This is a genomic window from Nocardia cerradoensis NBRC 101014 (assembly GCF_000308535.1).
GTDB lineage: Bacteria > Actinomycetota > Actinomycetes > Mycobacteriales > Mycobacteriaceae > Nocardia > Nocardia cerradoensis.
Genome location: NZ_BAFW01000347.1, coordinates 1 through 13,148 on the forward strand (window position 1 = coordinate 1; position 13,148 = coordinate 13,148).

Genomic DNA, 13,148 nt, shown 5'->3' on the forward strand with positions numbered 1-13,148 from the left:
GTGCCGTCGTGCTCCGGCCGCGCCGAATCGTGTCCGGTCACCAGCAAGCCGGTGACCGTCGCGCCGAGCGCCGCCGTCACCGCCAGCGCGGCGACCACCTTGCGCCGCGACACCGCCGGTCGCGGCGTCGGCGCCGCCGACCCGCATTGCGGCGGGGCGAATCGGATACCGCGCACCCGGCGCGCCGCCGGTTGTTCGGTGGCCATCAGCACCGCCCCGCGCGCGGAGACGAAATCCGGCTCCGGATCGTAGATCACCGGCAGATCCAGCAGCTGCTCCAGCGACTCCCGGATACCCGGACTGCGCGTGCAACCGCCCAGCAGTGCCACCGCCCGCGGCGCGACCCCGGTGTCGTCGATCAACTGCCGCACATACGACACCGAATGATGGATCCCGGCCGCGACCAGATCACGGAAATCGCTGCGGGTCACGACGATTCGCGTGCCGGAACGCGGATCGCCGACCGTCACCACCCGGGTGGAGCTGAGCTGTTCCTTGTAGACGCGCCCGGCGACATTGTCGATCTCCACCCCGCCGTGCGCGAGATGCCAGCGCAACAGGGCGTCGTGGCCGTCGCCGCCGAGAAGGGTGCTGCGCTTGGCGGCCAGGATGGCCTGGGTGTGGCAGTCGGCCTCGGTGAGGGTGAGCCCGGAACTGCCGAGGTCGTAGAGCAGCACCGCACCCTCGTCGGGCAGCTGCCCGCTGAACCGCAGATACCGCAGTTGGGCCGGCGGTTCGTCGATGATGGTCAGCCGGCTGCGTCCGGCCGCGGCCCGGATGGCCTCGGCGTGCAGGGCGCAGCGGGAGGTGACGGCGATGCCGGTGACGAATTCGTCGCGGTCGGCCGCCGATGCGCGCATCGCGTCGATGGCCTGGAAGACCGGCTCCTCGACCCCGGCGCCCGCGCGGCGCGCGACCACGCAGCGGTCGATCGGCGGCAGATGGGGCTGATCGGAGTGGGTGAGCATGGCGCGCGCGCCACCAGCGCCCGCCGACACGCCCAGGACCAGCACCATGGCGTCCATGGTGAACCTTTCGGCCGCCGATGGGAAGGTAGCGGCCCGGGATGTCGCTGCCGGAATGCCGGCGACCCCGGTCGTCAGGCCCAGCGAGTCGGGGTGTCGCCGCTGTCGAAGTCGCCCGCCTCGCGCCGGAACTCCGCGAGCAGCTGCAGCAGGAGGTGGAGACGCTCCGGGGGCAGGCCAGGCCGGGCGAAGACCTTCTCGTTCAATTCCCGGGTGGCCGCCGCCGCCAGATCGCGCCCGGCGGCCGTGATCTCGATCAGGGTTGCCCGGCGGTCGCTGGGATGTGGTACTCGTTTGACCAGTTGGGCCGCTTCGAGCCGATCGACGGTATTGGTGACACTCGTCGGGTGGACCTGCAACCGAGCGCTGGCGGTCGCCATCGGCAGCGCCCCGGTCTTGCTGAAGCCGAGCAGCGTCAGCAATTCGTAGCGGGAGAAGGTCAGCCCCGACGGGCGCAGCGCCTCGTCCACCCGGGCCATCACGATCTGCTGGGCACGCACCAGAGAGGTCACCGCGGCCATGCCGTCGGCGACATCGCCCCAGCCGTGCGAGGTCCACTGACGGTGGGCCTCTTCGATGGGGTCCAGCGGAAGCGGGCGGGGTGCGGCCATACCGCCGAGTGTATTTGCCCGCCCGCTCCCACGCTGCGGTCCGGAGTCGCCGGATCGGTGATTCAGGACAGTCCCGAAAGATCACCGAGGACAACATGGTTGCGATCGGCGGTGCTTCCCAGTGTGTACTCGGGCATCATTCCGAGATATTCGGCCCGGCTGCGGGTGCTCCACCGGCGCGCGTCCGGGGTGCGGGTTTTGTAGAAATTGACCATGTAGCCGCCCTCGTAGAGGCGCAGCAGCGTGTAGCCGCCCGGATACTCCTTCACCGCGCCCACTTCCAGGAATTCCACCCGGAGCGGGATGTCGGGGCGGGTGCGGCGATTGCGGTGGGTATGGCCCGCATGGTGGAAGAACACCCCGGGCGTCGATTGATACAGCTGCTGCAGGGTGAGCGCGTCCGATCGATTCAGCACGAAATTCGGGCCGGCGAGATTGGTCAGCCCCGATTCCGCGGTGACCGGATGATGTCCGAAGACGACCGTCGGCCGATCGGGATCGCGCCGCAGCGATTCGCGCAGGCGATCGAATTGCTCGGGACCGATACTGCCCCCGGAGCCGTCCAGTTCGGTGGTGTCGAGTCCGATCAGCCGCAGCCCGCCGAGCCGATGTTCGGTCGATTGTGCCGGGGGAAGGAAGGATTCGCCCCAGCAGTCGTAGTGGTCGGCCGTGACCGCCGGACAGGCGGCGTAGTCGGCGCCGGTATGGGGGCGGTCGTGATTGCCGCGTGCGGCGAACCAGTCGCGGCCCTCTATTCCCCAGGCGTCCAGCCGATTTCGCACCGCGCGGGTCTGCTCGGGGGTGGCTTCCGCGGTCAGATCACCGGCCAGGATCAGATGGTCGGCGCCGCGATCCGGCCGGCGTAGATCGTCGAGCACTGCCGCCAGCATCACCTCGGGATACGGCGGCAGTCCCGGTTCCTGTCGCACGCCCGGCGGCAGTCCGGCGGCGATGATGCCGCTGGTTTCCTCACCGATGTGCACGTCGTTGCAGAGCGCGAGGGTGCGCAGCAGCCGGCCCGGGGGAGCGACCAGAGTGGTGAATTCACCGCTACATTCGGGTGCGCCGGGCAGATGAGTGACCAACTCCGGGGCCGGTACCGCCCGCACTCCGTCCGACCACGCCTCGAACCGATATCGCCGTCCCGGCTCCAGGCCGTCGATCTGGGCGTAGTGATACGGGGTCCGATCGGTGCGGGTCACGGGCACCGTCCGGGCGGGTCCGGCGGAATCCGCAGGGGCTACGCGGATCTCGGTGCCGGCCTCGACCGGGACGGGTGCGCCCGACGCATCGGCGGCCAGTGTCGTCCAGGTGATGATCGCCGACGTGTCGGTGAGCGTGACCACCTCCAGATCGGTCGCGCGCAGTGAATCGGCCTGTGCCCGAGCCGAACCCGGGAGCACGATCGGTGTGGCGGCCGCGACGGCCAGGGCCGTGAGCAGCCGGCGGCGATTCGGCCCGCAACAGGTCATCGTCGCTCCCTCGTGGGTGGTCGGTTCCGATCCACGGCCGACCCTACCCAGACCGGCGCCATACCGCGTTTCGTGCTGTCGATCGACCGGGTAGGTTGGCTAGCCGGTCGCCTCGGCGCGATTTCCGATCGGAAGGACGGTCCATGGCAGCGGCGCAGCAGCACGAACGTCGGTGGAAACTCGTGCTCGCCGTGGTGGCGCTGGCCGCCTCGGCCATGATCACCGCGTGTTCGGCGTCCTCGGACGAGCCGGAGATCGTGGTCTACAACGCCCACGATCAGCGCTTGACCCGGCAGTGGGCCGACGCCTTCACCGAGCAGACCGGAATCCGGGTGACGGTGCGCGACGGCGCCGACGCCGAAGTCGCCGACCAGGTACTGGCCGAGGGCGACCGATCGCCCGCCGATGTGGTGCTCACCGAGAATTCACCGGCGATGGCCCGGATGGAGCGCGCCGGTCTGTTCGCCGGCCTCGACCCCACCACCCTCGCGCAGGTGCCCGAACAGTTCCGCCCGAGTTCGGGGCAGTGGACCGGAATCGCCGCGCGGTCGACGGCTTTCGTCTTCCATCCGGGGAAGATCCCGCCCGCCGAACTGCCCGCCGGCCTGCTGGACCTGCAACAGCCGCGGTGGCACGGCCGCTGGACCGCCGATTCGCACGGCGCGGACTTCCAGGCGATCGTCGCGGCCCTGCTGGCACTCGACGGTGAGGACGCCACGCGCGCGTGGCTGCAGGGGGTGAAGGACAATGCCACCGTCGCGCCCAACGGCTTCGCGGCACTGAAGACGGTCGGCGCGGGAGGGGTCGGCGGCGCGCTGGTGTTCGCCACCGACTGGTACCGCGATCAGCTCGCACCCGAGCGGATCATCGGTCCCTCGGCGCCGCACTATTTCCGCGGTGGGGACCCGGGCGGATACCTCTCGCTGTCCGGTGCGGGCGTGCTGAAGTCGAGCCGGCATGCCGCCGACGCCCAGCGGTTCGTGCGTTTCGTGACGGCAGCGGCCGGGCAGCGTCTGCTCAGCGGCGGCGCGGCCATGGAGTATCCGGTGGCCGCGGGCGTCCCCGCCGATCCGGCGCTGCCGCCGCTGGATTCGCTGGACCCGCTGCGCGTGAATCCGAGCGACCTAGACCCGGAGCGAGTCGAGGCGTTGATGCGCGAGGCGGGGCTGCTCTGAGCCGCTACGAGGCGGTCAGGTCGTAGCGGTATCTGCTGGTCGGAATGACGTCGAGATCGCGGTCGGCGCCGAAGGTCGCGACACTGGCCATCATCCGACCGGCGCGGCGCTGCAACTCCGCGTCGTCACCGCCGCTGCCCCAGAACGCGTGCTGATCGGTCATCGCGTCCATCGGGAACAGTTCCTCGACCAGCGCGTCCACCCGAGGACCCGGAGTGACCGCCGCGACCACGGTGTTCTGCACATAACCGAAGGTGGCCTGGGTTTCGATGGCCACGGTGGTATGCCGGTCCTGCCAATTGCGCAGCCATTCGGCGCGGGTCAGCTCCTGCGGAATCCGCAGCAGCGCGATATTGGCCAGCGCCTCGTAGCGGGTTCCGTCCGGGGGCCGCGCGGTGGTGAGCGGTTCGCGTTCGTCCACGATCCAGCCGTTGATCCGCTCGGCGACGCCGCTGAGCACGTCGGTGATCGGCCCGTTCTGTCCCTCGCTCCAGACGCCGACGATCGCCGCGACGGGTTCGTCGTAGGTGCTCACCCGCAGTTGGGCGGCCGCGACGTCGGCGTCGGCGATGTTGACCTGGAGTTCGGTCGCCCCCGCGGCGGCCAGCCGCCGGTGGAACTGCGGCGCGTGCAGGGTGTCCGCGAGATCCGGCCCCCAGAGGGCGTACATCAATTTCATGCCGGATCCTTTCGGGGAACTGCGTTCGGCTGCGACGACGGTAGTTCCGTCTACCGCGCGAGACCCGCGATTCGCCAAACCCGGTCCCGCTCACCGGGACCGAATCTTCAGGCCGGATCGCCGCGATCGTGCGCCGGTCCGCGCGGTTCGGTCGCCTACAGTGAGAGCGATATCCGTCCGGTGAGAGGAGACCAGGTGCGCCGCATACTGTTCGCGATGACGCTGTGTGCCGCCGTGCTACCCACGCTCGCCTGCTCCGCCGAGGCCGACCGCGCACCGGCGAAGACATCGGCGCCCGCGTCCGCGCCCGCGGCAGCCGACCACGGCACCGACGGCACGATCGAGGTGGTGGCCACCCACGGTCCCGAGAAGTACGCCGCCGCCGGACTCGCCGCGGGCATCAGCCCCTGTCAGGCCGGATCGGTGCTGGCCACCCTGACCACCGGCCGCGACGGCAAGGCCCACCAGGATGTGGCCGCCGACTGCTATCAGGTTCAGGTGACGTCGGTGCCGATGGGATGCAGGTTGGCCACCGACCCCGCCCGGAAGGTCGATGTGGTGGCCGGGCGGACCGCGACCGCGGAGTTCGGGTTGGCCTGCGCCTGAGCGTTTCTCACCGGTTGGCGAGTTCGGCGAGCCGGTAGGCCAGCGCCGTGCGCACCGCCGGGATGCGGGTGACGAGGCGGATCGCGGTGTTGCGCAGCACGCGGGCCGGTCGCGGGCGCAGCGTCGCCATCCGGGTCATGCGATCGGTGAAGGCCACCACGTCCAGCGCGATCGGGCGGCGAGTGCGCTCGTAGTCGTCGAGCAGCGTGTCGGGTTCGCCGCCCAGGACCCGGGCCAGCAGCGTGCCCAGCATGGCGGCATCCTGGATCCCGGTGTTCATACCCTGCCCACCGGCCGGGCTGTGCACGTGCGCGGCATCGCCGGCCAGCAGGATCCGCCCGGCGCGATAGCGATCGGCCACTCGGTGGTGCACGCGAAAACGTGAGCTCCACAGCACCTCTCGCACCGTGGCGCCGGGGCAGCGGGCATCCAGCAGCGCCTGCACCTGTGCGCGGGTGGGATGTTCGGGCGCCTCGGCGACGGTGGCGACGATGCGGAAACGATCGTGGTCGGTATCCGGCAGGGGTGCGACCACCACGATGCCCTCCGGCGAGACGTGCAGCGATACCTCGTCGCGCGCGGCCGGCCAGTCCATCCGCACATCGGCCAGGACGAACGATTCCGGATAGGTGGCGCCGGTGAACCCGATTCCCGCCGCCTCGCGGACCCGGCTGTGCATCCCGTCCGCGCCGATCACATACCCGGCCCGGATCGACCCGGATCGCCCTGTGGCATCGGTGAATTCGACCGTGACGAATTCCGCGCCCGGTTTCACCTCGGTGACCTCGACGGGGCGCACGACCGCTCCGCCCGCGCGCTGCAACCGGTCGAGCAGCACGGCCTCGGTCGTCTCCTGGCCGATCATCAGCGTGTAGGGGAACGGTGTCGGGAGGTCGGAGAAGCCGATGGTGGTCAGCCGATCGGCGCCTTCGTACATGACGAAGCGCGGTACTTCGAGTCCCAGGTCGTGCAGGGTCGTGGCGATGCCGAGTTGATCGAGGACCTCCAACGTCCGGGCGTGGACGACCGCGGCGCGGGACGTGTTCGCCCCGGCGGCCAGTCGATCCAGCAGAACCACGTCGGCGCCGGCGTCGGCGAGTGTGATCGCGGCGGTCAGTCCGGCGGGTCCGGCGCCGACGATGACGACCGCGGCGGTGGCGGGAACGGTGCTGCTCATGACTACTCCCTCAGGTTTGCCAACGAATGTTGGCCAACGGCTGTTGACATCAGAATAGAGCCGTCGGGGATGGAAAGTCAACAGTTGTTGGCCTACGGTTGTGGGCATGAGTGAACAGACTGCGCCGCGCCGCTCGGACGCCACTCGCGCGGCGATCCTGGAGGCGGCTCGCCGGCATTTCGCCCGCGAGGGCTACGCCAAGGCGACCATCCGGGCGATCGCCGCCGACGCCGGCATCGATCCGTCGATGGTGATGCGGTACTACGGCAACAAGGACGGCCTGTTCGACGCGGCGCTCGACGTCGATCTCGCCCTGCCGGATCTGGCCGCGGTGGCCGAGGACGAGCTGGGTGCGACGGTCGCCCGGCGCTTCCTGGAACTGTGGGAGACGCCGCCGGGTAACGAACTGCTGCTGACCCTGCTGCGTTCTTCGGTGTCGGATGAGACTGTGGCGCAACGGTTTCAACGCGTCTTCGCCGAACAGCTGATGCCGATGGTGACTCGCGTCGGCGATCCCGCGGACGCGCCGCGGCGAGCCGGACTGGTGGTCACGCAGATTCTGGGATTGGCGGTGTGCCGCTATGTATTGCGCCTGCCGCCGGTGGTGGCGTTGACGGCCGAGGAGATCGTCGCGGAGATCGGCGCGACGGTGCAGCGGTATCTGGTGTCGGTGCCGAAGTGAGACGGGTGAAGGCATGAAAATGCCCCGAGTCCGGCGGCGCGGGCTCGGGGCATCAGGGCTGCGATGCGGTCCTCGAGTGTCGGCGCACGGCATCTACCTCCGTTCGATCGGGTGGACGCTGTCCTGTTCGGTCAGCTGTAGAGGCGCTCGATGAATGCGCGCAGGTTGGTGCGCACCCGTTCGGCCTTCTCCTCGTCGGTCAGATCCTCGCGGTACCGGTTGCCCAGCGCGGGACGCTTCTTGTTGCGCGCGTACAGCGAACAGGCCAGATCGGTGCACATGTAGATGCCGATCGAGTTACCGCGCCGCCCGGATTCGCCGACCTTGTGCGCGGTGAGCAGCGACACCCCGGTGCCGGTGTGCGTGGTCAGGCAGATCGAGCAGAGCTGGGCCCGGCCGGATCCGCCCGTCTCATAGCGCAGCGCCACGCCGACCAGCCGATCGTCCTGCGGGGCCACCAGATACGCGCGTCCCGGCATCGACCGGTCGTTCCAGCCGAAGAAGTCCAGGTCCTCCCAGGGTTGCGTGTCGAGATCCCGGGGGACCGGCATGCGTTTGGCATCGCCCTTGGAACAGTTGACGAACGACGAGCGGATCTCGCGTTCGGTCAGTGGTTGCACGTGTTCACTCCCTTCCGAATGGATGAACGGAAAACGGAGCGAGGCTACGGCCACGGGTCGCCGCGAGCAATCGAATATCGGCTCAGCCGGTGGTGCGCAGCCCGGCGAGGGTGACCGTGATCAGCCGTTCGGCCGCATCGGGTGAGGTTTCGCACGCGACGCCGATGCCGTGGCCCAGGCGCAGCAGATCGCGCGGTTCGATCTCCGGGCGGACCAGCCCGGCGTCCTGGGCGGGTTGCAGGACCGACGTCGCGGCGTCGGTGATCAGATTCGAACACAGTGTGAAGGTCTGCGATCCGCGGTCGATGGCGGCCTTGAGGGTCACCGCCAGACTGCGTTTGTCCATCACGAACCGCACCTGGGCGCGGAACCACTGCTCCAGAGCGTCGAGCGGGGCGAGGGTTTCGGTCAGCTCGGCGGCGAGTTCGGCCAATGCCTCGATGCTCGATCGGTAGACCGCCTCGATGAGCGCGTCGCGGTTGGGGAAGTGGCGATAGAGGGTGCCCGGACCCACCGCGGCGCGGCGCGCCACCTCGTCCAGAGGCGCCTCGGGTCCGTGTTCGGCGAACGCCTCGCGCGCGCACTCGAGTATGCGCTCGTAGTTGCGCCGCGCATCCGCGCGCATCGGACGCGGATGCGCCGCGCGCCCGGACCCCTGTGTCGACGGTGCGCTCACGATTCCTCCAGTGGAAACGGATGAACTCTCCGCTTAGTCTTGCGTAACCGGAGAACTTCTCCATATGCTATCTCCATTGGAAACGGAGACATTCTCCGTTTAGTTCCGCATCCGATGGAGCCTCCTTGACTACCTCCACGACCACCTCCACGTTTTCCTCGTCCACGCAGGTCGGCGCTCCGCCCGGGCGGCTGCGCTCCGGCATCGTGCTGGTCACGCTGCTGACCTGCCAGTTGATGATCGTGCTCGACATCACCGTGATGAACGTGGCGCTGCCGCGAATCCAGCACGATCTGCACTTCAGCGCCACCGGCCTGTCCTGGGTGATGAACGCCTACACCCTGGTCTTCGGCGGGCTGCTGCTGCTCGGCGGCCGGGCCGGCGACCTGTTCGGGCGCCGGCGCATGTTCATCCTCGGCACGGTGCTCTTCACCCTCGCTTCCCTCGGCGGCGGGCTGGCGCCGTCGGCCGCCTGGCTGATCGTCGCTCGCATCGTGCAGGGCCTCGGTGGTGCGATGGCCGGCCCGAACACGCTCGCCCTGCTGACCACCACCTTCGCCGATCCGAAGATGCGGGTCCGGGTGCTCGCGCTGTTCTCCGGAATGTCCAGTGCGGGATTCGCGATCGGGCTGATCCTGGGCGGACTGCTGACCCAGTGGCTGAGCTGGCGCTCGGTGCTGTTCATCAACGTGCCGTTCGGACTGGCCGTGGCCCTGCTGGCGGCGCGGTACCTCCCCGACGCGCCCCGCCGCCGCGCCCACCTCGACCTTCCCGGAGCGGTGACCGCGACGGGTGCGGTGGCCGCGCTGGTCTACGGCTTCATCAGCGCCGCGGCGCACGGCTGGGGCGATGTGACCACCGATGTGTCACTGGCGGCCGGCGTGCTGGCGCTGGCGGCGTTCCTGCTGATCGAACGCCGGGCCGTACAGCCACTGCTGCCGCTGCACCTGTTCGCCGACCGCAATCGCGCCGCCGCGTACGCCAACATGTTCCTGGGGCCGATGGCGGGCACCTCGATGTTCTTCTTCCTCACCCAGTATCTGCAGGAGGTGCGGGGGATGAGCGCGCTGGCAACGGGTTTCGCCTTCCTCCCGACCGCGGTGACGATGTTCGCGATGATCCGGCTGATTCCGCGCCTGCTGCCGCGCTTCGGTCCCAAACCGGTGACCCTGGTGGGCACGTCCGCGATGATCGCCGGGCTGGCGCTGCTCACCCTCCTCGATACCGATACCGGTTACTTCCCGCTGCTCGCGGTGGCGATGGTCGCGATGGGATGCGGTATCGGTCTGGCCTTTTCGCCGCTGAACGTGATCATCATGGCGAATGTGGCGCCCGAGGAGGCCGGTGCGGCGGGCGGCGCGTTGCAGACGCTGCAGCAGACCGGCGCCGCGCTGGGGCTGGCGGTCCTGGTCACGGTATTCGGTACCGCCGTGCGGGCCGCGTCCGGATCGGCCGTGCACGTGCTCGTCTCCGGTATCACGACCGCCTTCGCCGCGGCCGCCGGGATCGCGGTGCTGACCTTGCTCGTGGCGTCGACATTTCGCAGTGTGCGAGCGCAACCGTGAGTGACCGGACGGTGGCCCTCGGAACCTTCCGAGGGCCACCGTCCTGTTCATCCAAGATCAACTCCGGGCATTTGGGACGATTCGAAACCTGTTGCCGCGCAGTGACTTATCCGATATCCGGCTCACAGCAACCTCTATGACTGCCGTGCGAAACTCGTCGCGATGCTCACCTATTTTCAAGCGATGGTCATCGGCGCGGTGCAGGGCTTCACCGAGCTGTTCCCGATCTCCAGTCTCGGACATTCGGTTCTCGTCGCGGCCTGGCTGGGAGGTCGATGGGGAGCGTTGCCGGGCCGGGGTGGAACCGAGTCGGCCGCAACGTATCTGGCGTTCGTCGTCGCTCTGCACGTGGCGACGGCGGTCGCGCTGGTGATCTACTACTGGCGGGACTGGTGCGCGATCGCCGCCGGATTCGTCGAGATGGTGCGGACCAGGCGGCTGGATACCGTTCCGCAACGGCTGGCCTGGTTGATCGTGATCGCGACCGTGCCGGTCGCGATTCTCGGTCCGCTGCTGGAACATCCGCTGCACGACGTCTTCGCGGCTCCCTTGTGCGCCGCGGCGTTCCTGACCGTCAACGGTGTGGTGCTGGTCGTCGGCGAGGGTCTGCGTCGCCGCAACGAGCCGACCCTCGCCGAGTACGGCCGGCGCTTCGCCCTCAATCAGGCCAACAGCCGAATGCGGACGGCGACAACGCTTTCCCTGCCGCAATCCGACCGGCGCCTCGCGGCCCTGGACTCCCGGGACGCGGTCGGCATCGGCCTGGCCCAAGCCGGTGCCCTCCTCACCGGCTTCAGCCGGGCCGGCCTCACCATGGTCGGCGGCCTCTGGCGGGGTCTGGAGCACGAACACGCCGCCAAATTCGCCTTCCTCCTCGCCACCCCCGCGATCTTCGGCGCCGGATTGGTCGACCTCCCGGACCTGATAACCCCACGCGCAGAGGTGATCTGGGGGCCGATCATCGTCGGCGCCGTCGTCTCCGGCGTGACCTCCTGGCTCGCCGTCCGCTACCTCGAACGGTACTTCCGGACCCGGACCCTGCTGCCGTTCGCGGCGTACTGCGTGATCGTGGGGGTGGTGTCGATCTTCCGATTCGGGTGAGTAGCGGTTGTCAGCGCGCCACGGCGGGACTGTTGTGGTAGGCGGCGACCGTCCACTTGCCGTCCCGCCGGTGCATCACCCAGGTCGCGTTCACGTACCGGTCGGCGGGAACCTCGGTTTCGCCGGCGAACAGAATCGCGGCCTTGCTGACGACAACGGCGTGGTCGGCACCGAGGAACCGGATATCGCCGATGTCGTCGGTGACGGTCGAGTTCGCCAGAACGGTCGCGAAACTGTTCGCCATACCCTGCCGGATCTCCGCCCGGCTGCGCCGGCAGGTCCCCGGCATGATCACCGTGGCGTCCTCGGCGTAGTCCGCGACGAAAGCGTCGGCGTCTCCGGCCGCCCAGGCCTTGTACTGATCGGCCAGGATCTGCGCGATGGCGGCCGAGTCGTCGGTTCGAGTCGTGGTCATGGCATGTCCTTCGTTCGTCGGCGCGGCCCGTGTTCGGGCCATACACCTCTCCGACGCGCGAGCAATCGCCGAATCGACAAACGGAAAAGGTCCCGACCGATCGGTCGGGACCTCGTGTGCTGTGCCCTCGGCAGGATTCGAACCTGCGGCCTTCTGCTCCGGAGGCAGACTTGGGCTGGTCGGGGAGGGTTTCGGACGTCCGGTGTTATCTCGTGACTTGGGGTTTCTGTGCGCCGGTGTCTGGCGGGGTTCGCGGCACTTGTGATGCCATGGTGACACCGAGTGGTGATGGGTTCCCGTGGCTCTGACATCGGAGGATGGGGGCTGTTCGTCCGCGACCTGACTACTCTCCCCCGCCTTCCTCGTACTGGCCGCCCTCAGCGGAGGCCGGGCGGGTCAAGGATGCGAAGCACCGCGAAGCGGACACCGGAGGTGGTCCTTGATGCGTTCGGGTGGAGCGAGACAATGGGGCCATGAGGAAGGAGGATTGGGCAGTGAGGAAGGTGGGGATCTTCCCGGCACGTTGACTCCCCCGGTGGATGATTACGCGGCAGGACTGCAACGAGGTGTGACTCAAGTCACTTAGACCATTGGGAACCTTGCGTGTCATTGGTACATCCAAGTGTCATGACAGGGGGAGTCCCTGTTGGGCTTCAAGCGGCTCTGTCCGTCTGGTGCCCTAGCTAGTTCAAGATAGGGGGACTGTGATCATGAATCACGTACGTCGTAGTGTGCACCGCACCGTAAGGCGAGCTTTTGCTCTTCTGCTGTTCATGGCTGCGTTCGCTGCATCATTATCGATCGTACAAACACAGAGCTTCGCGCAGCCCGCACCGCGATGCGTAGAACACCCTGATTCGGAGGTTTGCGTCCAGGAATTCGCCGAAATCGCCCGGGAGCGTTGCAATCCCGCCCCCAACCGGGAGCAATGTATTGCCGACTTGTTTAATGCAGGGGGTATCGACCCCGCCCTGTGGCCGCGGTACCGACAAGCGGTCGGATAATCTCCTTATTTCTCTCCAGTGAGGATGAAACCCCCTCCAGCTCTATAGAGGGGGTTTCTTTCTGCTATGCAGACGTATGACTCAATTGAGCAAAGCCGCTCACCACGATGTTGATGTTGAAAAACGGGAAGAGTCATTTCGATGCCTTGTTGCCCGGTGCGACGAAGCGGTTTTCGTGCCGGACAGTAGGCCCTTCGGGGGTGACGACAGCCAGTGGACCGGGCTGCGGCTGGCTGTTCCGGGATCGACCGCGGGAGGCAAGCCGGGTACGACTGACGACGTGCCCAGCACCCGCTCGGTTATTCCAAATGGGCGTCACCCCGAGGGCCTACTGTCCGGC

The 13,148-nt window shown here is 68.2% G+C and carries 13 protein-coding genes; 5 read left to right on the forward strand and 8 right to left on the reverse strand.

What is annotated here, in order from left to right:
* The 3 genes from ON23_RS29580 to ON23_RS29590 all read right to left on the reverse strand — a co-directional run.
* On the reverse strand, positions 1-1,025 hold a 1,025-nt coding region (locus tag ON23_RS29580; protein WP_051043547.1), incomplete at its 3' end, for a DUF7159 family protein.
* A 74-nt stretch (positions 1,026-1,099) separates the two neighbouring features.
* A complete protein-coding gene (locus ON23_RS29585; protein ID WP_039782371.1) occupies positions 1,100-1,636 on the reverse strand; it encodes a MarR family winged helix-turn-helix transcriptional regulator in 537 nt (178 codons plus the stop codon).
* Between the two features lie 62 nt (positions 1,637-1,698).
* A complete protein-coding gene (locus ON23_RS29590) occupies positions 1,699-3,108 on the reverse strand; it encodes a metallophosphoesterase (RefSeq protein WP_039782372.1) in 1,410 nt (469 codons plus the stop codon).
* Between the two features lie 143 nt (positions 3,109-3,251).
* On the opposite strand from ON23_RS29590, the gene ON23_RS29595 reads away from it, so the two are divergent.
* Positions 3,252-4,283 (forward strand): extracellular solute-binding protein, encoded by a 1,032-nt coding sequence (locus tag ON23_RS29595; RefSeq protein ID WP_039782374.1) that lies wholly within the window; start codon positions 3,252-3,254, stop codon positions 4,281-4,283.
* A gap of 4 nt (positions 4,284-4,287) precedes the next feature.
* Here the strand turns inward: ON23_RS29595 and ON23_RS29600 are convergent, their stop codons facing one another.
* On the reverse strand, positions 4,288-4,962 hold the full coding sequence (locus ON23_RS29600; RefSeq protein WP_039782375.1) for an EthD domain-containing protein: 675 nt from the start codon (positions 4,960-4,962) through the stop codon (positions 4,288-4,290).
* 195 nt (positions 4,963-5,157) lie between these two features.
* Between ON23_RS29600 and ON23_RS37585 the strand changes: the two genes are divergently transcribed.
* Positions 5,158-5,568, forward strand: a complete 411-nt coding sequence (locus ON23_RS37585; RefSeq protein WP_039782376.1) for a hypothetical protein — start codon at positions 5,158-5,160, stop codon at positions 5,566-5,568.
* Between the two features lie 7 nt (positions 5,569-5,575).
* On the opposite strand, the gene ON23_RS29610 is transcribed toward ON23_RS37585, so the two are convergent.
* The gene (locus ON23_RS29610) at positions 5,576-6,745 is read right to left on the reverse strand and encodes an FAD-dependent oxidoreductase (RefSeq protein WP_039782378.1); all 1,170 of its coding nucleotides are present in this window, start codon (positions 6,743-6,745) and stop codon (positions 5,576-5,578) included.
* Positions 6,746-6,851: 106 nt separating this feature from the next.
* Between ON23_RS29610 and ON23_RS29615 the strand changes: the two genes are divergently transcribed.
* Positions 6,852-7,427 carry a TetR/AcrR family transcriptional regulator gene (locus ON23_RS29615; protein WP_174376534.1) on the forward strand — a complete coding sequence of 192 codons (576 nt, stop codon included), beginning with the start codon at positions 6,852-6,854 and terminating at the stop codon, positions 7,425-7,427.
* 131 nt (positions 7,428-7,558) lie between these two features.
* Here the strand turns inward: ON23_RS29615 and ON23_RS29620 are convergent, their stop codons facing one another.
* Together ON23_RS29620 and ON23_RS29625 are read right to left on the reverse strand one after the other, a co-directional pair.
* Positions 7,559-8,047, reverse strand: a complete 489-nt coding sequence (locus ON23_RS29620) for an FBP domain-containing protein (protein WP_039782387.1) — start codon at positions 8,045-8,047, stop codon at positions 7,559-7,561.
* Between the two features lie 82 nt (positions 8,048-8,129).
* Complete coding sequence (locus ON23_RS29625; protein ID WP_223273379.1) at positions 8,130-8,723, reverse strand: TetR/AcrR family transcriptional regulator; 594 nt, start codon at positions 8,721-8,723, stop codon at positions 8,130-8,132.
* A gap of 125 nt (positions 8,724-8,848) precedes the next feature.
* Here ON23_RS29625 and ON23_RS29630 point away from each other — a divergent pair, with 125 nt between their 5' ends.
* Together ON23_RS29630 and ON23_RS29635 are read left to right on the forward strand one after the other, a co-directional pair.
* Positions 8,849-10,288, forward strand: a complete 1,440-nt coding sequence (locus tag ON23_RS29630) for an MFS transporter (RefSeq protein WP_051043548.1) — start codon at positions 8,849-8,851, stop codon at positions 10,286-10,288.
* Between the two features lie 162 nt (positions 10,289-10,450).
* Complete coding sequence (locus ON23_RS29635; RefSeq protein WP_039782384.1) at positions 10,451-11,389, forward strand: undecaprenyl-diphosphate phosphatase; 939 nt, start codon at positions 10,451-10,453, stop codon at positions 11,387-11,389.
* 10 nt (positions 11,390-11,399) lie between these two features.
* Here the strand turns inward: ON23_RS29635 and ON23_RS29640 are convergent, their stop codons facing one another.
* The gene (locus ON23_RS29640) at positions 11,400-11,804 is read right to left on the reverse strand and encodes an SgcJ/EcaC family oxidoreductase (protein WP_039782393.1); all 405 of its coding nucleotides are present in this window, start codon (positions 11,802-11,804) and stop codon (positions 11,400-11,402) included.
* Positions 11,805-13,148: the final 1,344 nt, after the last annotated feature.

Coding starts and splice junctions, on each gene's coding strand:
- ON23_RS29585 (WP_039782371.1), bottom strand. CDS start 1,636: ATGGCCGCACCCCGCCCGCTTCCGCTGGACCCCATCGAAGAGGCCCAC.
- ON23_RS29590 (WP_039782372.1), bottom strand. CDS start 3,108: ATGACCTGTTGCGGGCCGAATCGCCGCCGGCTGCTCACGGCCCTGGCC.
- ON23_RS29595 (WP_039782374.1), top strand. CDS start 3,252: ATGGCAGCGGCGCAGCAGCACGAACGTCGGTGGAAACTCGTGCTCGCC.
- ON23_RS29600 (WP_039782375.1), bottom strand. CDS start 4,962: ATGAAATTGATGTACGCCCTCTGGGGGCCGGATCTCGCGGACACCCTG.
- ON23_RS29610 (WP_039782378.1), bottom strand. CDS start 6,745: ATGAGCAGCACCGTTCCCGCCACCGCCGCGGTCGTCATCGTCGGCGCC.
- ON23_RS29615 (WP_174376534.1), top strand. CDS start 6,852: ATGAGTGAACAGACTGCGCCGCGCCGCTCGGACGCCACTCGCGCGGCG.
- ON23_RS29635 (WP_039782384.1), top strand. CDS start 10,451: ATGCTCACCTATTTTCAAGCGATGGTCATCGGCGCGGTGCAGGGCTTC.
- ON23_RS29640 (WP_039782393.1), bottom strand. CDS start 11,804: ATGACCACGACTCGAACCGACGACTCGGCCGCCATCGCGCAGATCCTG.